At 60.4% G+C, this 20,512-nt stretch carries 19 protein-coding genes; 8 read left to right on the plus strand and 11 right to left on the minus strand.

Annotated elements, in window-relative coordinates; all coding sequences use genetic code 11:
- Window positions 1-33: 33 nt before the first annotated feature.
- From ftsH to SynRS9902_RS01480, 3 genes are all read left to right on the plus strand, one after another.
- Entirely contained in the window at window positions 34-1,884 is a 1,851-nt protein-coding gene (gene ftsH / locus SynRS9902_RS01470; protein ID WP_186509723.1) for an ATP-dependent zinc metalloprotease FtsH, read from the plus strand.
- A gap of 28 nt (window positions 1,885-1,912) precedes the next feature.
- Window positions 1,913-2,557, plus strand: a complete 645-nt coding sequence (locus tag SynRS9902_RS01475) for a bifunctional 4-hydroxy-2-oxoglutarate aldolase/2-dehydro-3-deoxy-phosphogluconate aldolase (RefSeq protein WP_255446167.1) — start codon at window positions 1,913-1,915, stop codon at window positions 2,555-2,557.
- Window positions 2,558-2,619: 62 nt separating this feature from the next.
- Complete coding sequence (locus SynRS9902_RS01480; RefSeq protein WP_186509725.1) at window positions 2,620-3,087, plus strand: hypothetical protein; 468 nt, start codon at window positions 2,620-2,622, stop codon at window positions 3,085-3,087.
- Window positions 3,088-3,106: 19 nt separating this feature from the next.
- Here SynRS9902_RS01480 and aroC read toward each other — a convergent pair whose 3' ends face one another.
- From aroC to psbA, 3 genes are all read right to left on the minus strand, one after another.
- Window positions 3,107-4,201 (minus strand): chorismate synthase, encoded by a 1,095-nt coding sequence (gene aroC, locus SynRS9902_RS01485; protein ID WP_186509726.1) that lies wholly within the window; start codon window positions 4,199-4,201, stop codon window positions 3,107-3,109.
- Between the two features lie 39 nt (window positions 4,202-4,240).
- On the minus strand, window positions 4,241-4,699 hold the full coding sequence (locus tag SynRS9902_RS01490; RefSeq protein WP_186509727.1) for a cupin domain-containing protein: 459 nt from the start codon (window positions 4,697-4,699) through the stop codon (window positions 4,241-4,243).
- Window positions 4,700-5,031: 332 nt separating this feature from the next.
- Entirely contained in the window at window positions 5,032-6,111 is a 1,080-nt protein-coding gene (gene psbA / locus SynRS9902_RS01495; protein WP_006850357.1) for a photosystem II q(b) protein, read from the minus strand.
- A gap of 171 nt (window positions 6,112-6,282) precedes the next feature.
- Here psbA and SynRS9902_RS01500 point away from each other — a divergent pair, with 171 nt between their 5' ends.
- Entirely contained in the window at window positions 6,283-7,872 is a 1,590-nt protein-coding gene (locus SynRS9902_RS01500; RefSeq protein WP_186509728.1) for a photosystem II high light acclimation radical SAM protein, read from the plus strand.
- On the opposite strand, the gene SynRS9902_RS01505 is transcribed toward SynRS9902_RS01500, so the two are convergent.
- From SynRS9902_RS01505 to SynRS9902_RS01515, 3 genes are read right to left on the minus strand one after another with little or no spacing between them, the layout of a single operon-like run.
- Window positions 7,812-8,684 carry a CPBP family intramembrane glutamic endopeptidase gene (locus tag SynRS9902_RS01505; RefSeq protein ID WP_186509729.1) on the minus strand — a complete coding sequence of 291 codons (873 nt, stop codon included), beginning with the start codon at window positions 8,682-8,684 and terminating at the stop codon, window positions 7,812-7,814. The genes SynRS9902_RS01500 and SynRS9902_RS01505 overlap by 61 nt on opposite strands.
- 4 nt (window positions 8,685-8,688) lie before the next feature.
- Complete coding sequence (clpS, locus tag SynRS9902_RS01510; protein WP_186510477.1) at window positions 8,689-9,009, minus strand: ATP-dependent Clp protease adapter ClpS; 321 nt, start codon at window positions 9,007-9,009, stop codon at window positions 8,689-8,691.
- Window positions 9,010-9,056: 47 nt separating this feature from the next.
- Window positions 9,057-10,283 carry an LL-diaminopimelate aminotransferase gene (locus tag SynRS9902_RS01515; RefSeq protein WP_186509730.1) on the minus strand — a complete coding sequence of 409 codons (1,227 nt, stop codon included), beginning with the start codon at window positions 10,281-10,283 and terminating at the stop codon, window positions 9,057-9,059.
- Between the two features lie 53 nt (window positions 10,284-10,336).
- Between SynRS9902_RS01515 and SynRS9902_RS01520 the strand changes: the two genes are divergently transcribed.
- From SynRS9902_RS01520 to SynRS9902_RS01530, 3 genes are all read left to right on the plus strand, one after another.
- The gene (locus SynRS9902_RS01520; RefSeq protein WP_186509731.1) at window positions 10,337-13,000 is read left to right on the plus strand and encodes a TIGR03960 family B12-binding radical SAM protein; all 2,664 of its coding nucleotides are present in this window, start codon (window positions 10,337-10,339) and stop codon (window positions 12,998-13,000) included.
- A 256-nt stretch (window positions 13,001-13,256) separates the two neighbouring features.
- Window positions 13,257-15,197, plus strand: coding sequence for an Rne/Rng family ribonuclease (locus SynRS9902_RS01525; RefSeq protein ID WP_186509732.1), 1,941 nt, complete (start codon window positions 13,257-13,259; stop codon window positions 15,195-15,197).
- 5 nt (window positions 15,198-15,202) lie between these two features.
- Window positions 15,203-15,802, plus strand: a complete 600-nt coding sequence (locus tag SynRS9902_RS01530) for a ribonuclease HII (protein WP_186509733.1) — start codon at window positions 15,203-15,205, stop codon at window positions 15,800-15,802.
- Here the strand turns inward: SynRS9902_RS01530 and SynRS9902_RS01535 are convergent.
- Complete coding sequence (locus SynRS9902_RS01535; RefSeq protein WP_186509734.1) at window positions 15,749-16,345, minus strand: DUF1997 domain-containing protein; 597 nt, start codon at window positions 16,343-16,345, stop codon at window positions 15,749-15,751. The genes SynRS9902_RS01530 and SynRS9902_RS01535 overlap by 54 nt on opposite strands.
- A gap of 31 nt (window positions 16,346-16,376) precedes the next feature.
- Between SynRS9902_RS01535 and pheA the strand changes: the two genes are divergently transcribed.
- Window positions 16,377-17,219: a prephenate dehydratase gene (pheA, locus tag SynRS9902_RS01540; protein WP_186509735.1), complete on the plus strand. Its 843-nt coding sequence runs from the start codon at window positions 16,377-16,379 to the stop codon at window positions 17,217-17,219.
- Between the two features lie 3 nt (window positions 17,220-17,222).
- On the opposite strand, the gene SynRS9902_RS01545 is transcribed toward pheA, so the two are convergent.
- From SynRS9902_RS01545 to tuf, 4 genes are all read right to left on the minus strand, one after another.
- On the minus strand, window positions 17,223-18,155 hold the full coding sequence (locus tag SynRS9902_RS01545; protein ID WP_186509736.1) for a methyltransferase domain-containing protein: 933 nt from the start codon (window positions 18,153-18,155) through the stop codon (window positions 17,223-17,225).
- Window positions 18,155-18,790: an LON peptidase substrate-binding domain-containing protein gene (locus SynRS9902_RS01550; RefSeq protein ID WP_114987187.1), complete on the minus strand. Its 636-nt coding sequence runs from the start codon at window positions 18,788-18,790 to the stop codon at window positions 18,155-18,157. The genes SynRS9902_RS01545 and SynRS9902_RS01550 overlap by 1 nt, the downstream gene beginning before the upstream one ends.
- Before the next feature lie 56 nt (window positions 18,791-18,846).
- A complete protein-coding gene (gene rpsJ / locus SynRS9902_RS01555) occupies window positions 18,847-19,167 on the minus strand; it encodes a 30S ribosomal protein S10 (RefSeq protein ID WP_011363346.1) in 321 nt (106 codons plus the stop codon).
- 121 nt (window positions 19,168-19,288) lie between these two features.
- Window positions 19,289-20,488: an elongation factor Tu gene (gene tuf, locus SynRS9902_RS01560; RefSeq protein ID WP_186509737.1), complete on the minus strand. Its 1,200-nt coding sequence runs from the start codon at window positions 20,486-20,488 to the stop codon at window positions 19,289-19,291.
- Between the last annotated feature and the right edge of the window lie 24 nt (window positions 20,489-20,512).

Below are 20,512 nucleotides of genomic sequence, written 5' to 3' on the forward strand. Positions count from 1 at the left end.
CCGTTTAACATTCCTTCATCTACGAGGCGACCTGTGAACAAGCGTTGGCGAAATATCGGTCTCGGAGCCCTTTTGGTTCTGGCGATCGTTGTGATTGCACCAGCGTTCTTTGGTGGCGGCGGTGGCAGCCAGCCCCAGGTGAACACCATCCGCTACAGCGAGTTCGTTGAGGCGGTGAAGGATGACCAAATCAGCCGTGTGCTGATTTCTCCGGATCAAGGCACCGCCCAGGTGGTTGAAAACGACGGCCGTCGTGCTCAGGTCAACCTGGCCCCCGATCGTGAGCTGCTCGGTTTGCTGACCGAACACAGCGTTGATATCGCCGTGCAGCCCTCCCGTCAGACCCCTGGCTGGCAGCAGGCTGCTGGAAGTCTGATCTTCCCTCTGCTGCTGCTTGGTGGTCTGTTCTTCCTCTTCCGGCGCGCCCAGGGCGGTGGTGGTGGAAACCCAGCCATGCAGTTCGGCAAGAGCAAGGCGCGGGTTCAAATGGAGCCCTCCACCCAGGTGACCTTCACCGATGTTGCCGGCATTGAAGGGGCGAAGCTTGAGCTGACCGAGGTGGTCGACTTCCTCAAGAATCCTGATCGCTTCACGGCGGTTGGCGCCAAGATCCCCAAGGGTGTTCTGCTTGTGGGGCCTCCTGGCACCGGTAAGACCCTGCTCGCCAAGGCTGTGGCTGGTGAGGCAGGTGTTCCCTTCTTCTCGATCTCCGGTTCTGAGTTCGTTGAGATGTTTGTTGGCGTTGGTGCCAGCCGCGTTCGTGACCTCTTCGAGCAGGCCAAGAAAAATGCTCCCTGCATTGTCTTCATCGACGAGATCGATGCCGTTGGCCGTCAGCGGGGCGCAGGTCTAGGAGGTGGTAACGACGAGCGTGAACAAACGCTGAACCAGCTCCTGACGGAGATGGATGGCTTCGAGGGCAACACTGGGATCATCATTGTGGCGGCCACCAACCGTCCGGACGTGCTCGATGCCGCTCTGATGCGCCCCGGACGTTTCGATCGTCAGGTCACCGTTGATCGGCCTGACTATGCCGGACGCCTCCAAATCCTCGGCGTTCACGCTCGCGGCAAAACCCTGGCCAAGGATGTCGATCTCGACAAGGTTGCCCGCCGGACACCTGGTTACACCGGTGCTGATCTCGCCAACCTTCTCAACGAAGCCGCCATCCTTGCGGCCCGTCGCGAGCTAACCGAAGTGAGCAATGACGAGATCAGTGATGCCATTGAACGGGTGATGGCGGGTCCGGAGAAGAAGGACCGTGTGATGAGCGAGCGTCGCGCTCGCCTGGTTGCTTATCACGAGGCTGGTCATGCCCTTGTGGGCGCTCTGATGCCGGACTATGACCCCGTTCAGAAGATCTCGATCATTCCCCGCGGTAACGCCGGTGGTTTGACCTTCTTCACCCCCAGTGAAGAGCGGATGGAATCGGGTCTGTACTCCCGGGCCTACCTCCAGAACCAGATGGCCGTTGCCCTTGGCGGCCGTGTGGCTGAAGAGATTGTCTATGGCGAAGATGAGGTCACCACTGGTGCATCCAACGACCTCCAGCAGGTTGCTTCAACGGCGCGTCAGATGATCACCCGCTTCGGCATGAGCGATGAGCTGGGTCCCGTCGCCTTGGGGCGCGCGCAGGGTGGCATGTTCCTTGGCCGCGACATAGCGGCGGAGCGTGACTTCTCTGAGGAAACCGCCGCCATGATTGATAAAGAGGTCTCCGAGTTGGTTGATGTGGCCTACAAGCGCGCCACCAAGGTTCTGGTCGACAACCGAGCCGTTCTGGATGAATTGGCTGAGATGCTCGTTGAGCAGGAGACTGTTGATGCTGAAGAGCTTCAGGAGCTGCTGATCAAACGTGACGTCCGGGTCGCCGAATACGTCTGATTTCGATTCGTCTTCCAACCCTTGGCTGGTGCGGCAGGAGCTCTTGGTGGCATCCCTGCGGCATCAGCCTCTTTTATTGGTGATTCGTCCTGAGCCCGACGACCTCTTGGCTTCGGGTTCAGGCTCTGGTTTGTTGGAGCAGGTGCAGCAACTTCATGCCGCAGGACTTCGACATCTTGAGGTGGCATGGCTTGACCAGCCAGGTTGGATGGGGTTCATGCAAGGGCTGCAGGACCATTGCCCTGGATTGAATCTGGGGGCGGCCTCGGTAACGGCCCCCAAGGCGCTCAACGATCTATCGCGGCTAGATCTCAGTTATGCGATGGCACCTTGCTGGTGCCCGGAGCTCGTGGAGCAGGCCAGAGGGCTTGGAGTCTTGCTGGTGCCTGGGGTCTTCAGTCCCACCGAGGTTCATCAGGCCCTGCGGTTCGGCTGTCGTGTCGTCAAGCTGTTTCCCGCTGCCAATCTGGGGCCGGGCTACTGGAGCCGCTTGCAGGCGCCCCTCGGCCCATTGCCCTTTGTGATTGCCGCTGGTGGCCTCGAGGTGAGTGATCTCCCCCTATGGCTGGAGGCTGGGCATGGGGCCGTGGCCCTGGGCCGCAGGGTGGTGGGATCGCCTCCTGCCTTCCAGGCACTTGTCGACTGGTTGCACCAATCGACAAGCCAGGATTGATATCTACCACTGGGCGGCATGCGTCCAAGATGCTACAGATGAGATAGCTATCCAACTGCGTCATGTCGCAGCTCACGATCAAGCTCAGCGACAAGGCCGATGCCCTGATCGCTCAGCTTCAGAAGGAGATTTTCAATCGCCGGCGCAAGAAGGTTTCGGCTGCTGGGGTCGTGGAGACCCTGGTGGAGAGCGGAGCGAAATCGCAGTCTGACAAGCGTTTTGCCACGTCCTGGACGAATCTGATCAAGGACATCGAGAAGGCGGCCAAGCTGTCCTATGCCCATGGCAGCAAGCCATCCACCCTCAGTGATGAGGAGTGGGCCCTGGTGTTGAGTCATCGCAGCCGAGGAACGACAACTCGAGCACGCCGGACCGTGAAGAAAACGATGGCTGCCAAGAAACCGGCCTCAGCCAAGGTTCAAGCCAGCAAAAAGCCCGCTCGCCGCACCCGCACCCGCAGCGCGGCAAAGACGAAAGCGGCTGCAGCGGCGGTGAGCTCTAACGCCAGCACAGCGGTGGGTTCCGTTTGATCTGATTGGAGGGTGGTGCTCACCACAGGCTGCATTGCCCCCGCTGTCTCAGGAGGTGATCAGCCAGAACGAGTGCCACCATCGCTTCCACCATCGGTACGGCCCGCGGCAGAACGCAGGGGTCGTGCCGTCCTTTCCCAGCGAGTGTGGTGGCCTTGCCATCGGAATCGATGGTCTGCTGCTCTTTGCGGATCGTGGCCGTTGGCTTTAAGGCCACTCGGATCACAATCGGCTCACCATTGCTGATCCCTCCTTGGATGCCCCCGGAGTTGTTGGTGGCGGTCTTCAGCCGTCCATCGTCGGTCGGCACAAAGGCGTCGTTGTGCTCGCTGCCTTTCAACAGCGTTCCATCGAAACCGGACCCAATTTCAAATCCTTTGGTGGCCGGCAACGACATCACAGCCTTGGCGAGGTCGGCTTCGAGTTTGTCGAACACCGGCATGCCCAGCCCAATGGCGGGATGGCGCACCACGCATTCGATCACCCCACCGCAGGAATCACCCTCGCGGCCAATGGCTTCGATGCGCTCAATCATCCGCTCGGCGATCGCTGGCTCGGGACACCGAACGATGTTGGCCTCAACATCACTCAGCTGAACCTGCTGTGGGTCAATGCCTGAGGCTTCGATGGTGTGGATCCGCTTCACCCAGGCCAGGATTTCAGTTCCGGCTGCTTGTTTCAGCAGTTGTTTTGCGATTGCACCTGCAGCGACACGGCCGATGGTTTCCCGCGCTGATGCACGTCCACCACCGCTGCGGGCCTGGATTCCATACTTCGCCTGGTAGGTGGCATCGGCATGGGAGGGCCGAAAGGCGACCGCCATGTCCTTGTAATCCCCGGGCCGTTGGTCCTTGTTCCGCACGACCATGGCAATCGGGGTGCCAAGCGTGGTTTCGCCATCCAGCAGGCCACTGAGAATTTCCACCTGGTCCGCTTCTTTGCGCGGTGTGGTGATGTGGCTTTGGCCTGGTTTGCGTCGGTCCAGTTCGGCCTGAATCGACTCGACGCTGAGGTTGAGCCGTGGTGGACAGCCCTCAACGATGACACCCACCCCTCCCCCGTGGGATTCACCGAAGGTGCTGATCCGGAAGAGGTCGCCGAAGCTGCTGCCCATGGCCATTGATCGATGCGGTGAGGCTACGAAGCCATCGGTTCAGATCAACTCCGGATGGGGCAATTTCGGACGTTCTGTCGCGGGATGCTGCCGGGCCATCTCGAAATCGCAGAAGTCAAACCCCGGCCCGACACAACAGCTCATCAATGAGTAGTCACCAAGACTCCGCGCCGCCTGCCAGGTGTTGGCGGGAACCACCTGGATGGGGTTGGACTCATGCAAAGCATCACGTTTCAGCCCTGTGCCATCGCCCTGGCATTGAAAGAGCTCCAGCGTGGCCCCATCAATGTGCGTCCAGATTTCGTCTCCACCGATCACCCGATGCCAGCAACTGACGGCACCGGCGGGCAGCAAAAACAGAATGGCCGTCAAGGCAGATCGCTCGGCACCGTCCTGTCGTTGAACTCGGTCTGGACTGCGATGCAACTCGCGGTACCAGCCCCCCTCTGGATGGGGCTTTAAGCCGTGGTGCTGGATCAGGGTTTGCATTTTTCTCATGGATGTACAGCGCGTCGTCTCATCCGTTTTGGTTGCCTCTTAACCCGGCTCGTCCACAGGACTGTTTAGTAAACGCCGACAAGCAAAAGCGGTGTGTTCTTGTGATGTCGAAGTTGCCTCGCTCCCACACTGCTGATTCGAAGTAGAGCGTTGCCGAGGTTCAGATCACACTGAGTTGTGCAGTGAGAATCTCAGATGGCTCTTCTCTGTTGATGGTTGATTGGAGCTCAATTCTGAAAGCACAACAAAAAGCCCCCTCCGAGGAGGGGGCTTTCCGATTCAGTTGATCTGAATCGTTTTTGCTGTTCCAAAAGGAACAGGTTGATTCCAGATCAACCGATGGCAGGAGCCTGCAGAGCCACAGGAGTGGACTCAGCAGCAGCCAGGTCGAGGGGGAAGTTGTGAGCGTTGCGCTCGTGCATCACTTCCATGCCGAGGCCGGCACGGTTCAGCACATCAGCCCAGGTGTTCAGGACGCGGCCCTGACCATCAAGGATGGACTGGTTGAAGTTGAAGCCGTTCAGGTTGAAGGCCATGGTTGACACGCCGAGGGCGGTGAACCAGATGCCGACAACAGGCCAGGCAGCCAGGAAGAAGTGAAGGCTACGGCTGTTGTTGAAGGAGGCGTATTGGAAGATCAGGCGACCGAAGTAACCGTGGGCAGCCACGATGTTGTAGGTCTCTTCCTCTTGGCCGAACTTGTAGCCATAGTTCTGAGACTCGCTCTCGGTGGTTTCACGCACCAGGGAGGAGGTCACCAGGGAGCCGTGCATGGCGGAGAACAGGCTGCCGCCGAAAACACCTGCGACGCCCAGCATGTGGAAGGGGTGCATCAGGATGTTGTGCTCGGCCTGGAACACCAACATGTAGTTGAAGGTGCCAGAGATGCCCAGGGGCATTGCGTCAGAGAAGGAACCCTGACCGAAGGGGTAAACCAGGAAGACAGCGGAGGCTGCAGCGACAGGTGCGCTGTAGGCAACGCAGATCCAGGGGCGCATGCCCAGGCGGTAGGAGAGTTCCCACTCACGACCCATGTAGGCGTAGATGCCGATGAGGAAGTGGAAAACAACCAGCTGGAAGGGGCCGCCGTTGTACAGCCACTCATCGAGGGAAGCAGCTTCCCAGATGGGGTAGAAGTGCAGGCCGATGGCGTTGCTGGAAGGAACAACAGCACCAGAGATGATGTTGTTGCCGTAGATCAGGGAGCCAGCGACGGGCTCACGGATGCCATCGATGTCGACCGGAGGAGCGGCGACGAAAGCGATGACGAAACAGATGGTGGCAGCCAGCAGTGTGGGGATCATCAGCACACCGAACCAACCGACATACAGACGGTTGTTGGTGGAGGTGACCCACTCACAGAAGGCCTGCCAGCTGGAAGCGCCGGAGCGCTGCTGGAGGGTGGTGGTCATGAGAACGGAAAGAAATGTTCCCGAAGGAACGGTTTAAGGAAGGGCAGGAAAGCCCTGCCTGATCGGGAGTGTAAAGGAAGTTTGCGCTGTGTGTCGCTGGCTTGATGAAGTTGTTGTGAAGAGGCCTTCGGCTCCTTTGGCGGCAGCGCTTGTTAGCGTCCCGGCAGCCTCATGGCAGCTGACGTGGCACCACAACAAGAACGGGTGTTGCTGGTGCGGCTGCCCTGCAATCCGATCTTTCCGATCGGGCCGATCTACCTCGCTGACCATCTCCACAAATGCTTTCCGGAGATGCCTCAGCGCATCCTGGATCTCGCGGCTCTGCCGGTTCTGGATGTCCATCGCGTGCTGGACGCCACTGTTGACCAGTTCCAGCCGACGCTGCTGGTGTTCTCGTGGAGAGACATCCAGATCTATGCGCCGGTCGATGGGCGGGGGGGCAACCCTCTTCAGAATTCGTTCGAAGTCTTCTACGCCCGAAATCCTCTGAAGCGTCTGCATGGAGCCTTGGGTGGGCTTCAGTTGATGAGCAGTCATTACGGCGAGCTGCGCAGGAATCAGCGTCTGGTGCGTCAGGGTCTGAAACGTGCGCGCCGCCACCAGCCGGCGGCCAGAGCAGTGCTTGGCGGTGGAGCTGTCAGTGTGTTTTATGAGCAACTTGGCAAGTCGCTCCCCAAAGGAACCGTTGTCTCCATCGGTGAGGGTGAGCCGCTGCTGGAGAAGTTGATCCAGGGTCACTCCCTCGAGGGCGAACGATGCTTCGTGGTTGGTGAGAAGCCACGTTCAGGCCTGATTCATGAGCAGCCGGAAAGTCGGCCCAAAACCGCCTGCAATTACGACTACATCGCTTCGATCTGGCCCCAGCTCGACTGGTACCTCGAAGGCGGCGACTTTTACGTGGGAGTTCAGACCAAGCGCGGCTGCCCCCACAACTGTTGTTATTGCGTTTACACGGTGGTGGAAGGCAAGCAGGTGCGTCTCAACCCCGTGGATGAGGTGGTGAAAGAGATGCGCCAGCTGTACGACCGCGGTGTTCGTGGTTTCTGGTTCACCGATGCTCAGTTCATTCCTGCGCGGCGCTACATCGAAGACGCTAAAGAACTGCTGCGGGCGATCAAAGCTGAAGGGCTGACTGGCATTCGTTGGGCCGCTTACATCCGTGCCGACAATCTGGATCCCGAATTGGCTCAGCTCATGGTGGAGACGGGCATGAGCTATTTCGAGATCGGCATTACATCCGGCTCGCAGGAGCTGGTCCGCAAGATGCGCATGGGGTACAACCTGCGCACCGTTCTGGAGAGTTGCCGGATGCTGGCGGATGCGGGCTTCCGGGATCACGTGTCGGTGAATTACTCCTTCAACGTGATCGATGAGCGGCCGGAAACGATCCGCCAGACCGTGGCGTATCACCGAGAGCTAGAGGACATTTTTGGCGCTGATTTGGTGGAGCCCGCGATCTTCTTCATCGGTTTGCAGCCTCACACCCACCTCGAGCAGTACGGGTTCGATCAGGGCTTGATCAAGCCGGGTTACAACCCGATGAGCATGATGCCGTGGACGGCGCGCAAGCTTCTCTGGAACCCTGAGCCGATGGGGAGCACCTTCGGACGGGTGTGTCTCGAGGCGTTTGATCGCAACCCTTCAGATTTCGGGCGCACGGTGATGTCGCTCCTCGAAAGGGATTACGGCGTGGCTTCGCTTCAAGACGCTCTTCGCGCTCCGGTGGAGGGCCGCAAGGCCTTGGCAACGGCTGTGCGCTGAATCAGCAGCAGGATCAGCAAACTGATGATTCCGACAGCTCCGCCCAGTGGGTTGGGGGCATTCCCCCCCGGGCCCACCACCCACGACGGGGCATTGGGTGACAGCTCAAGCAAGCCGCTCTGCAGCAAAAACCATCCAGCGACAAGTCCGCCATGCAGGCCGATGCAGCTCCAAAGTGACCCCCGGTCCGATTGACGCTGTCTGGCCAGCACCATGCCTAGAAGAAACAGGCCGACCAGCAGGCCACTCATGGCACCGAACCCCAGGTTGAAGCGTGTGTGAACGAGGCTGAAGACGCCTGCTTGAGCCAAAGCTGCACGACGCGAGCTCATCCTTTGATGCAGTTCCGTCCAGAGCCAGCTGCGGAAGATCAATTCCTCTGCGAAGCCAACGCCCAGGCAGAGCAACACGGCATTCGTCAGCTGAGTTGCATCCACTTCGCCCCGCCAATCTCCCGAGCCTTCGAGCAGAACGACGCTTGTGATCACCGTCAGCAGCCCTGCGGCAATGAGCAGACCTTTGAGAAGAGCAGCTGCAGGTGTGGGTCGTTTCTGTGGGGTGGCCCCGCAGATTCCCAGGGCCGCCCAAGGCCGTGATTCGGACCAACGCAGTGCTGCCCAGCGGGGCAGCACAAGGAGGAACAGCGCAAAACTCAGCACCGTTCCGGTGAGTGAGAGCTGATCCATTGGCAGGCCAAGCAGCGTCAACGGAACAGCGGCAAGCCAGCCCAGTGCATAGAGCAGAGGGATGAACAGAACCGTGGGCAGCCAGGCTGGCTGAAGCAGGAGGAACCTGTTCAGCGGTTGCTGCATCGTTCTAGTTCTCAGGCTCGATGGAGCTTGTCAGGCCTTTGGATTTCAGCGTCTCGCAGTAAAACTCAGCCGGTTCGATGTCGCAGACGATCACCAATCCCACTCCAGTGTTGTGAGCCTCCAGCATCACGGCCATGCAGTCCTGTTCGCTGAGTTGAGGCACGACCTGCTGCAGGGTGGCCACCACGTATTCCATGGAATTCACCGGATCGTTGTGCAGCAGCACCTTGTAGCGAGGCGAGCGCTTGCGAACCCGTTCCGGCGCTTTGTCCAGAACAGCTGCACCACCTGGTTTTTGGCTGGGAGAGTCCACCGCCATGACCATTGATCCGAAGGCTTTGAAATCTAAAGGGAATGGGGAGAGGGAGCGGCTCACAGCGCCTTGATGCGAGCCATGGCTTCATCCACATTGGCCCGGCTGTTGAAGGCCGACAAGCGGAAATACCCCTCTCCAGCTGCACCGAAACCACTGCCGGGTGTGCCCACCACGTTGGCTTTGTTGAGCAGATGGTCGAAGAATCCCCAGGAATCCATGCCCTCAGGGGTCTTGATCCAGACGTAGGGAGCGTGTTCGCCGCCATAGACGGTGAGGCCCGCAGCACTGAGTTCGCGACGAATGATCGCGGCGTTCTCCATGTAGAAGCTCACCAGCGCCTTCACTTCGGCCTGACCGGCTTCGGAGTAAACAGCCTCAGCTCCGCGCTGAATGATGTAGCTCACACCGTTGAACTTGGTGCTCTGACGTCGGTTCCACAGCCCCCAGAGTTCCACCGCTTCGCCGTTGGCCGCTTTGCCTTTCAGCCCTTTGGGCACAACGGTGAAGGCACAGCGGGTGCCGGTGAAGCCAGCGTTTTTGGAGAAGGAACGGAATTCGATGGCACAGTCGCGGGCTCCTTCGATCTCGAAGATGGAGTGAGGGAGTTCAGGGTTCTGGATGAAGGCCTCATAGGCAGCATCGAAGAGGATCAGTGCGCCATTGGCGCGGGCGTAGTTCACCCAGGCCTGGAGTTGTTCCCGGGTGGCGACGGCACCGGTGGGGTTGTTGGGGAAGCAGAGGTAGATCAGGTCGACCGGTTCACTGGGAATCTGGGCTGCGAAGCCGTTGTCCGCGCTGATCGGTAGGTAGGTCAGTCCCGCGTAGCGACCGATCTCTCCGGCTTCCCCGGTGCGGCCAGCCATCACGTTGCTGTCCACGTACACCGGATAGACGGGGTCTGTGACGGCCACCTTGTTGCCCTCGCCGAGGATGTCGAGGATGTTGCTGCTGTCGCACTTGGAGCCGTCGGAAACGAAAATTTCCTCGGCACTGATGTCACAGCCTCGGGCTTGGAAGTCGTTTTTGGCGATGGCTTCCCGCAGCCAGCCGTAGCCCTGTTCCGGGCCATAGCCGTGGAAGCCTTCGGCGGTGCCCATCGCATCGATGGCGCTTTTCATGGCTTCACGGCAGGCCAGCGGCAGGGGCTCCGTGACATCCCCAATGCCCAGGCGGATCAGCGCTGCGTCGGGATTGGCGCTGCTGAACGCCTTGACGCGTCTGCCGATCTCAGGGAACAGGTAGCCCGCTTTGAGCTTGAGGTAGTTGCCGTTGACCTGAACCACGGAATCGGGAGCTATTTATGCGGGGCATCCTGCCGTGTCGGCAGCTCCATACGATGACCTCAGGAGTCAGGACATCCGACGTGGTCGTCTCATCCCTGGATCACCCGGTTGATTTTCATGCCCTGGTGGACAGCGGCATCAACAAACCGGCCCGCTACATGGGGCACGAGTTAGGGGTTGAACCACGGGACTGGCAGACAGCCTCGGTTCGCTGGGCGCTCACTTACCCCGAGATCTATGAGGTTGGCTCCAGCAACCTGGGCCACATCATTCTTTATTCGATCCTCAATGCCGTTCCCGGGCAGTTGTGTGATCGCGCCTATCTTCCAGCGGCTGATCTGGCAGGCCGCTTGCGGGAACGCTCCCAGGCGTTGTTTGCCGTGGAAAGCCGTCGGCCCTTGCCGGCCTTCGACATCCTGGGTTTCAGCCTCAGTTACGAACTGGGCGCCACCAACATCCTTGAGATGCTGGACCTCGCGCAGGTGCCCATCCGCGCTGCTGATCGGGGCGACTTGCCCCTTAGTGATCCTGCAGCACCTCCTCTGATTTTCGCTGGTGGGCCTACCGCCACCAGTAATCCAGAGCCTTATGCCGCGTTCTTCGACTTCATCGCGCTGGGTGACGGCGAGGAGTTGTTGCCTGAAATCGGTCTGGTGGTGGCGCAAGCCAAAGCGGATGGATTGACGCGATCGCAATTGCTGCGGGATCTGGCCCAAGTTCCCGGCGTTTACGTGCCTTCGCTCTACGAAACGGGCTCTGATGGGGTCACCCTCGAGCCGCTTCATCCTGATCTTCCAGCGCGGGTTCTTCGCCGTGTGGCGACGCCAATGCCCCACTACGCCATGGGTCTTGTGCCCCATGTGGAAACGGTGCATGACCGTCTCACGGTGGAGATTCGCCGCGGTTGCACCCGGGGTTGTCGCTTCTGCCAGCCGGGAATGTTGACGCGACCTGCTCGGGATGTGGAACCCGAAGCGGTGATCGAGGCAGTGGAGACCGGCATGAAACAAACCGGCTACAGCGATTTCTCACTGCTCTCCTTGAGCTGCAGCGACTATTTGGCGTTGCCGGCGGTGGGAGTTGAGTTGCGCAACCGCCTTGCCGATCAGAATGTCACGCTTCAGCTGCCCAGTCAGCGGGTTGATCGCTTCGATGAAGACATCGCCCACATCCTTGGTGGTACGCGGAAAGCGGGTCTCACCTTCGCCCCGGAGGCCGGAACACAGCGCCTCCGCGACATCGTCAATAAGGGCCTCACTGATGACGACCTGCTGCATGGCATCCGCACGGCCATGCAGAACGGCTACCGCAAGGTGAAGCTGTACTTCATGATCGGCCTCCCTGGTGAGACGGATGCCGACGTTCTCGGCATTGCCGAGACCTGCGTGATGCTCCAGCAGCGCTGCCGTGACCTGGGTCGGCTGAACCTGAACATCACGATCAGCAATTTCACGCCCAAGCCCCACACCCCTTTTCAGTGGCACAGCGTTTCCACGGCTGAGTTTGAGCGCCGCCAGGCCCTGCTTAAAGAGGCCTTCAGGCGTTTGCGCGGCGTCAAGGTGAATTTCACCGATGTGCGGCTGTCGGCCATGGAAGATTTTGTGGGCCGCAGCGACCGGCGCCTTGCCCCGGTGATCGAGGCGGCCTGGCGAGCCGGTGCCGGCATGGATGCCTGGTTCGAGTCGCTGGATCGGACCTACGCCGCCTGGACCGGAGCCATCGCGGATGCCGGCCTGGAGGGCCGTTACAGGGAGATGGAGGTGGGGGGCTGGAGTGCCGTGGCTGCCTTGGATCGGGAGGATCTGGAAGCGTTCTGTGCGCAGCCGCTGCCCTGGGATCACATCGACACTGGCATCGACAAGGCCTGGCTGGCGGACGATCTGCAACGGGCTCTGGCAGCGGCGGTTGTGCCCGACTGCTCCTTTGATGGCTGCAGCAGTTGTGGGGTCTGTGGTCCGGATCTCGGACACAACGTGGTGGTTCCCGCTCCCGAGGTGCCAACCCAGGTGCCAACCCAGGCGCCGCCCAGTGAACGGGTGTGCCGGATTCGGGTGCAATTCGCCAAAACGGGATCGATGGCGCTGCTCAGCCACCTTGATCTGATGCGCATGCTCGAGCGGGCCCTGCGTCGCAGTGCGCTTCCGATCAGCTTCACCGGTGGGTTTCACCCACTGCCGCGGATTCAGATCGCTTTGGCACTTCCCCTTGGCGCTGAGGCCCAGAGCGAGTGGATGGATCTGGAATTCACCGAGGCTCTGGATCCCAACCACTTCCGCAAGACGCTGCAGCCGTTGCTGCCGGAGGGCATTCAGCTGCTGGCGGCAGCCGAGGTTCCCGTCAGTGGCAAAAGCCTCTCGCAAGAACTGACGGGGGCCATTTGGTGTTTCGATCTCGTGCCTGAAGAGCAGGCTCCAATGCCATTGGATTGGAAGGTGGCGGTGGATCAGCTCCTGCAGGCAACAACCTTGGTGTGGCACGACACCGATAAGAAGGGCCGCCCCCGGGAGCGGGATTGCCGCCCTGCTTTGAAGGCGCTGCAGGTGACGGATCAGAACGCCAACGGATCCATTCGGCTTCGCTTGGAAGCGGCGGTGGATGAGATGGGCCGAAGCTTGCGCCCTGCTCAGATTCAGCACTGGCTTGCCGAGACCGTTGGCCAGCCCTTGCAGGTGCAACGCTTGGCGCGAGAGGCCCTGCTCCTCAATGCGCAGTGCTAATTTGACTACAGAACAGGTGTTACGTCCGTCGGGACCAACCTTGTTCCGGTCTTGTCTGATCCAACACGGATATCGAGGTCCTTATCACGGCTTGCACGGCGGTCTTTTCGGAACCCCCAAGCCTGAGTCATAGGAGTTTTTGCTCCGCAACCTTTTGGTCTTACTGACCAGCTCAGATCTTTCCATCAACCCGTAAGGGAGAACCGGTAGGTTCCTCAACGGATTTGGCCCTCAATCGGGCTCAACCAGTCCTCTTATGCCCCAGCAAATTGTCATCGCGGAGCAGCTGCGCATCGCAGCAGTGCTGACCGATGAACGCGTTGATGAACTCATCGTCGCGCAGGGTCGTTATCAGATCGGAGATGTCTATTTAGGAACGGTAGAAAATGTTCTGCCAGGCATCGATGCCGCCTTCGTCAATATTGGTGAGAGTGAGAAAAACGGGTTCATTCATGTCACCGATCTTGGGCCGCTGCGTCTGAAGAAAGGTTCGGCTGGGATCACTGAACTTCTGGAGCCTCGCCAGAAGGTTCTGGTTCAAGTGATGAAAGAACCGACCGGCACCAAAGGCCCACGGTTGACCGGAAATCTTGCTCTGCCAGGTCGCTACCTGGTGCTTCAGCCCCATGGCCAGGGGGTCAATATCTCCCGGCGCATCAGCTCCGATGCAGAACGGAACCGACTGCGTGCCCTTGGTGTTCTGATCAAGCCTCCTGGAGCTGGCCTTCTGATCCGTACGGAAGCCGACGGCATCAGTGAAGAACTGTTGATTGAGGATCTGGAATCTTTGCTGCGCCAGTGGGATGCGATTCAGCAAGCTGCTGAAGCGGCTGCACCGCCGGTGCTGCTCAACCGCGACGAAGACTTCATCCATCGGATTCTGCGGGACCACATGGGTCCGGATCTGGCCCGGGTTGTGGTGGACGATGCTGCCGCTGTGGGCCGTGTGAGCAGTTTCCTCGGTGCCGAAGCCGGCAATGTGCTGGTAGAAGCGCACAGTGAACCCAGTGAGTTGCTTGAGCACTACAAGGTCAATGCCGCCATCCGCGATGCGCTGAAGCCGCGGGTTGATCTGCCGTCCGGTGGCTACGTGATCATCGAGCCCACCGAAGCGCTCACGGTGATCGATGTGAACTCCGGCTCGTTCACACGATCGGCCAATGCGCGCGAAACCGTGCTGTGGACCAACTGTGAGGCGGCGATCGAAATCGCTCGCCAGCTCAAGCTTCGCAACATCGGTGGGGTGATCATCATCGACTTCATCGATATGGATTCCCGTCGTGATCAGCTCCAGCTGCTGGAGCACTTCACGACAGCCGTCCGTGATGACTCAGCCCGCCCGCAGATCGCACAGCTCAGCGAACTGGGCCTGGTGGAACTCACCCGCAAGCGTCAAGGGCAGAACATCTATGAACTGTTCGGTCGAGCCTGCCCCAGCTGTGGTGGTCTGGGCCATGTGGCCGTTCTTCCCGGCAAAGATCTGCTTCAACCTCTGGCGATGGCCACGGGATTGGTTCGCTCGGCGGCTTCCGCCCGCGCCGAAGTTGTTGCGCCTGGAGAGAACGGTGGCAATGGCCGGCGGCGGCGCGGTGGTCGAGGGCGCGGTAGTCAGGATGCCGTCCTTCCTGTCGAAACGTCCGACACCACGGCCCCTGAGGTGTCGACCCAAGAGGCTCAGGAGCCCGCGACCGCCCGTCGTCAGGACCCTGAATTGGTTGCCGTCCCGATGACCGATGATCAACAGCAGCTGTTTGGTTGGCTGGGATTGAATCCTGCCCTGTTGCTGGATGAGCCCCCTGCATCCGACAACGTCGTGGTCCGGGTTGTGCGTCCTGGCGAGGACGAGCAGGAGGTGCTGGAGGCGGCGCGTCAGCAATTGGCGGCCAGTTCCGGACGCCGCCGTCGTCGTGGCGGACGGGGTGGTCGTTCAGGGTCCCGCAACGGGGCGAGTCAGCCCACTGCGACTCCTGCCGCTGAGACGCCTGTTGTCGTCACCTCATCCGCTCCGGATGAGTCGGCTCCCCTGATGGTGGAGATCACCCCCTTGGAGGCGGTGACCAACCTGACGATCACCGAACCAGAATCTGCCCCCATCAGCGAACCGGCTGAGCCCGAGCCTTTGGCCGTGGCGGAAACAGCTGAGCCTGATGAGCCTCGCCGTCGCCGTCGCCGCTCCTCGGCTGTCGCCACGGTCTGAGTCGGATGACCGCGCAGGACTCCCTCCTAATCGGGCGGGACGTGGCTGGTGTGGATGAAGTTGGTCGCGGTTGCTTGTTCGGTCCTGTGTTTGCGGCTGCTGTTGTGCTCGAAGGCTCAGCTGCCGAAGAGCTGTTGAAGGCAGGGCTGACCGACAGCAAAAAACTGTCAGCCAAGCGTCGGGCTGCTCTGGTTCCGGTGATCCAGTCGCTGTGTGTGGCATCCGGTCTGGGCCAGGCGTCAGCGCGCGAAATTGACGCCTGCGGCATCCGCGTTGCCACGGAACGCGCCATGTTGCGGGCTCTGCAGCGACTGCCCCAGAGCCCTGGGCTCGTGCTGGTGGATGGCAATCTTCCCCTTCGGCTGTGGCAGGGCCCGCAGCGCACGGTGATCGCAGGGGACAGCCGATCAGCGGCCATTGCGGCGGCCAGTGTTCTGGCCAAGGAGGCCAGGGATGCACTCATCCGTCGCTTGTCGGCTCGCTTCCCTGGTTACGGCCTCGAGCGCCATGCGGGCTATGGCACGGCGCAACATCGTCAGAGCTTGATGGCCTCAGGCCCCACGCCCCTGCATCGGCACACGTTCTTGAAGCGTCTGCTCGGTTGAGCCTTGCTCATCTGTTTCCCGGCACCAGCTGCGGTAGTCGTCGATCAGCTGCTGGCCAACCCGGGCTTTGATGCCGATGAGGATGCCACTCAGGATTGATTCGCCCGTTGATTCCAACACCCGTTTGGGGATGAGCTTGAGCAGCGATGGCTGGCTGACGCTCACCGACAGATGGGCATGTCCCTGAAGTCCGTCGGGTGTGGAGGTGAGCCGTGCTTCCAGGTTCAGGGCGAAGTCATCAACGATTCCCAGACCCTCCAATTCGCAGTCGAGGGCCTGCATCACCAGCGTGTCGCCTTCCATGTGGATCTGGAGGGACACCACGGGTTTTACGTGGAGCTGGAAGACCTGCAGGCTGGTCACCACATAGCGGTAACGCCCTGGCTGCAGGCGGGTGAGCTGTTTGGCATCCAGCAGGGCTCCGAGGACGCGCTCCTCCTCCAGCAGGTAGGTGGGCAGCCGATCTGCTGCGGTTTTGACTGGCAGATCAAGCTTTTGACTGGCTTCGAAGGCCAGGGGCATGGTCTTCACCTGACGCGGCATGATCTTATCGAGTCCATCCAGTGCGGCTTCGATGCCTACACGTCTCGCATTCCTTGGCCCAGTGGGGACCTATGGCGAGCAGGCCGCCCGGGTGTTGATCGAACAGGACGCTCTCGAGGATGTTCAGCTTGTTCCCTGCGTGGGGCTTCGATCGGTTGTGGAACAGCTGGCCGGAGGGCAGTGTGATGCAGCCGTTGTCCCGATTGAGAACTCGGTTGAAGGGGGTGTGACAGCGACCCTCGATGCGCTGTGGTCCCATCCCGAGCTTTGTATCCGCAGGGCTTTGGTGCTGCCGATTCGGCACGCTCTGCTGGGGAGCGGGCCGCTCAGCAGAGTCACCGAAGTGCTGTCCCACCCGCAGGCCCTGGCCCAGTGCAGTGGCTGGTTGGCCCAGCATCTGCCCGATGCGCTGCAACTACCCACCTCATCCACGGCTGAAGCAGCTCGCATGGTGGCGGGGAGTCCCTTCCGTGCTGCGATCGCCTCCCAGACCGCTGCACGGGAACACGGGTTGGATGAGCTGGCGTTTCCTGTGAACGATGTTGCGGGCAATCGCACCCGTTTTCTGCTGTTGCGTCGTGGGCAGCGCAGTGAGCATGGCGATGTGGCCAGCCTGGCGTTCTCGCTGCATCGCAATGCGCCTGGGGCCTTGCTGGAGGCGCTGGCCTGTTTGGCTGAGCGGGGCCTGAACATGAGTCGGATTGAATCGCGACCGTCCAAACGGGAGCTGGGGGAATACGTCTTTTTTGTGGATGTGGATCTTCCTCCGGATCCGTCAACGGCCCTGCAGGATCTGATTGCCCAGTTGCAGCCTCAGTGTGAGCATCTTGCCCATTTCGGTGCCTACCCCAGCAACGATTTGAGTGGCTCTTGAGGATCAGTCTTTGCTGATTCGGAAGACGCCGAACTGCATCAGCCCGGTGGCGAAGGCCCAGTGCATCAGCAGCAACGTCGGCGTTTCTCTCAGGCCTTGAAGGACAGCTTTCGGCCCCAGGCTGAGCACGGCCCAGGGGCGTCGGATGCCCTCGATGATCGAGTCAATCCATGAGGGGAGGGTGGCCTGGGTCCAGTCGCCGGTGACGATCTCGCCACGGTGGTGGACGCTGTTGTCGAGGTTCTGGCGGAACCCCTTGATGCTGGCGAATTCAGGGTGGGCCCACTGGTTGAGCAGCTGACGCATCACCCAGCGTTCGGTTCTCGTCATGCCGCCATCAGAGGGGTCTCGGCGGTTCCAGTCGGCCACAGCAAGCAGACCCCCCGGTCGCATCACCCGCAGCAGCTCATCGGCATAACGCTGCTTGTCCGGCATGTGGGGACCGGCCTCCACACTCCAGACCGCATCAAAGCTCTGATCGGGCAGTTGAAGATCCAAGGCGTCCATCACCTGGAAGCGGCAGCTCAGGCCTGATGGGGTGAGTTGTGTGGCTCGTTCCACCTGGGCTGGGCTGATGCTGATGCCGAGAACGTCCAATCCGTAATCCTGCGCCAGGATTCGGGCGCTGCCACCGATGCCGCATCCCACATCCAGCACCCTGCTGCCAGCGGGGAGTTGGTCCAGACCGCTCCATCGCACCAGCTCGTGGACGAAGGCTTCCTTGGCTTCGCGGAAGTCGCAGGAGCCTGGCGGGGTCCCGTAATGGCCGAGATGGACATGTTCTCCCCAGAGCTGCTCCAGCAAACGGTCTTCCGTCCAGGCGTCGTAGGCGGAGGCGACACTCTCCGACGATTCGTAGCGCCGGTCGCGGCGAAGCCACAGCGCAACTCCGGTGGCTCCAACGGCGCCGGCTACCACTAACAGAGATCCCAACATCACTTCAGATCCATCAACACAGTGCGGGCTGCCAGTTGGCGTCGGGTGTGATCCAACATTTCAAATTGCTGACTCAACCTTTCGTGGGTGTCGGTTAGTTCCAGAAGACTCTGTTGCTCCGAAGCGGCCTGATCAAGATGGGCGCTGATCCAGAAGGAGAGTTCCCGCGGTAGATCAGGCAGATCGTCAGGCAGTTCCACCTCTCGGTTCTGCAGTTTGCTGGTCAGCTGAACGACGTCGCTCAAGGCTTCGCTCACCTTGTCCCTCAGGCTGTTGAGCTGGTCGGTGTCGGCCACGGGCTCATCCTCCAGCCAGCTCACCATCCCTGTTCGGTAGGGCGTTTCACGCGTGATGTTGAGCAGCCGGAACCGCTGTTGGCCCAGCGAAACGATGTAGCTGCGACCGTCTTCGGTTGTTTGGTGTTGAAGCACCTCAGCGCAGCAACCGATTTCGGCCATTTCGCCGTTCTCGGGGTTGATGCGAACGATGCCGAATCGTTTGTCGGTCTCCAGAACCGTCTGGAGAAGCATCCGATAACGCGATTCAAAAATGTGCAGCGGCAGGAGCTGCTGCGGGAACAACACGACGTCCGGCAGGGGGAACAGGGGAAGCTCCCTCACAGAAAAATCGGACACGAACGCCGTGTTGTAGGCAACTGAATCCTAGGAAAATGAAGTTCTGATCGAACGGATCAGAGCTTCACTTCGATGTCCACACCACTGGGGAGATCAAGCTTCATCAGCGCATCGATGGTTTTGGCCGATGGGCTGTAGATGTCGATGATCCGACGGTGGGTGCGGGTCTCGAAGTGCTCGCGGGAGTCCTTGTCCACGTGGGGAGAGCGCAGAACGCAGTAGATCTTGCGTTTCGTGGGCAGGGGGATCGGACCGATCGCGGTTGCAGCGGTGTTATCGGCCGTTTCAATGATTTTCTCGCAAGAAAGATCGAGCATGCGGCGGTCGAACGCCTTCAGGCGGATGCGGATCTTCTGCTGAGCGATGGCAGTGGACATAGGAAGGGAGCGAAAAAGCTTCGAGCTCGAAGCAGGACTTCAGTTGTCGAGGTTCTGAGAAATGTAGGAGATGGGGGGCCGAGCCCCTCCATCTCCTGCCGTGTGGTTCAGCTTGCGCTGATCACTCGATGATCTTGGAGACCACGCCAGCACCGATGGTGCGGCCGCCTTCGCGAATAGCGAAGCGCATGCCTTGCTCGATGGCGACGGGGCAGATCAGCTCACCGGTCATCTGGATGTTGTCACCAGGCATCACCATTTCCACGTTGGAACCGTCTTCCGCGGTGAAGGCAGTGATTTGGCCGGTCACGTCTGTTGTACGGATGTAGAACTGCGGGCGGTAGCCAGCGAAGAAGGGAGTGTGGCGGCCGCCTTCTTCCTTCTTGAGCACGTACACCTGCCCCTCGAACTTGGTGTGAGGGGTGATGGAACCAGGCTTCACGAGCACCATGCCGCGCTCGATCTCTTCCTTCTGGATGCCGCGCAGCAGCAGACCAACGTTGTCGCCAGCCATGCCCTCATCGAGCAGCTTGCGGAACATTTCCACACCGGTGACGGTGGTCTTGCGGGTGTCCTTGATGCCGACGATTTCGATCTCTTCGCCGACCTTGACGATGCCGCGCTCAATACGGCCGGTGGCCACGGTGCCGCGACCGGTGATGGAGAAGACGTCTTCCACAGCCATCAGGAAGGGCTTGTCCACTTCCCGCTCAGGCTCAGGGATGCTGGCGTCAACAGCCGCCATCAGTTCCTCGATCTTGGCTTCCCACTCAGCCTCGCCCTCGATGGCCTTCAGGCCGGAGACCTGAACAACGGGGATGTCGTCGCCGGGGAAGTCGTAGCTGGAGAGCAGTTCGCGGACCTCCATCTCCACCAGTTCGATGATCTCCTCGTCATCGACCATGTCGCACTTGTTCAGTGCAACCACCAGAGCGGGAACGCCCACCTGCTTGGCCAGCAGGATGTGCTCCTTGGTCTGGGCCATCGGGCCGTCGGTAGCGGCACACACCAGGATCGCGCCATCCATCTGAGCGGCACCAGTGATCATGTTCTTCACATAGTCCGCGTGGCCAGGGCAGTCCACGTGGGCATAGTGACGAGTCTCGGTCTCGTACTCAACGTGAGCGGTGTTGATGGTGATGCCGCGCTCACGCTCTTCAGGGGCGCCGTCGATGTCGGCGTAGTTCTGAATTTGCGCCTGACCCTTCTTGGCGAGCACGTTGGTGATCGCAGCGGTGAGGGTGGTCTTGCCGTGGTCAACGTGGCCGATGGTGCCGATGTTGACGTGGGGCTTGTTCCTTTCGAACTTCTCGCGTGCCATGGGTGTTTAAAGAATCGAGGGTTG

Source organism: Synechococcus sp. RS9902, from assembly GCF_014279635.1.
Taxonomy (GTDB): Bacteria; Cyanobacteriota; Cyanobacteriia; order PCC-6307; family Cyanobiaceae; genus Parasynechococcus.

Excerpts from the sequence above, each read along its gene's own strand:
- SynRS9902_RS01480 (WP_186509725.1), top strand. The coding sequence starts at position 2,620 with ATGTCGCAGCTCACGATCAAGCTCAGCGACAAGGCCGATGCCCTGATC.
- aroC (WP_186509726.1), bottom strand. The coding sequence starts at position 4,201 with ATGGGCAGCAGCTTCGGCGACCTCTTCCGGATCAGCACCTTCGGTGAA.
- SynRS9902_RS01490 (WP_186509727.1), bottom strand. The coding sequence starts at position 4,699 with ATGAGAAAAATGCAAACCCTGATCCAGCACCACGGCTTAAAGCCCCAT.
- psbA (WP_006850357.1), bottom strand. The coding sequence starts at position 6,111 with ATGACCACCACCCTCCAGCAGCGCTCCGGCGCTTCCAGCTGGCAGGCC.
- SynRS9902_RS01500 (WP_186509728.1), top strand. The coding sequence starts at position 6,283 with ATGGCAGCTGACGTGGCACCACAACAAGAACGGGTGTTGCTGGTGCGG.
- SynRS9902_RS01505 (WP_186509729.1), bottom strand. The coding sequence starts at position 8,684 with ATGCAGCAACCGCTGAACAGGTTCCTCCTGCTTCAGCCAGCCTGGCTG.
- clpS (WP_186510477.1), bottom strand. The coding sequence starts at position 9,009 with ATGGTCATGGCGGTGGACTCTCCCAGCCAAAAACCAGGTGGTGCAGCT.
- SynRS9902_RS01520 (WP_186509731.1), top strand. The coding sequence starts at position 10,337 with ATGACCTCAGGAGTCAGGACATCCGACGTGGTCGTCTCATCCCTGGAT.
- SynRS9902_RS01525 (WP_186509732.1), top strand. The coding sequence starts at position 13,257 with ATGCCCCAGCAAATTGTCATCGCGGAGCAGCTGCGCATCGCAGCAGTG.
- SynRS9902_RS01530 (WP_186509733.1), top strand. The coding sequence starts at position 15,203 with ATGACCGCGCAGGACTCCCTCCTAATCGGGCGGGACGTGGCTGGTGTG.
- SynRS9902_RS01535 (WP_186509734.1), bottom strand. The coding sequence starts at position 16,345 with ATGCCGCGTCAGGTGAAGACCATGCCCCTGGCCTTCGAAGCCAGTCAA.
- pheA (WP_186509735.1), top strand. The coding sequence starts at position 16,377 with ATGCCTACACGTCTCGCATTCCTTGGCCCAGTGGGGACCTATGGCGAG.
- SynRS9902_RS01545 (WP_186509736.1), bottom strand. The coding sequence starts at position 18,155 with ATGTTGGGATCTCTGTTAGTGGTAGCCGGCGCCGTTGGAGCCACCGGA.
- rpsJ (WP_011363346.1), bottom strand. The coding sequence starts at position 19,167 with ATGTCCACTGCCATCGCTCAGCAGAAGATCCGCATCCGCCTGAAGGCG.
- tuf (WP_186509737.1), bottom strand. The coding sequence starts at position 20,488 with ATGGCACGCGAGAAGTTCGAAAGGAACAAGCCCCACGTCAACATCGGC.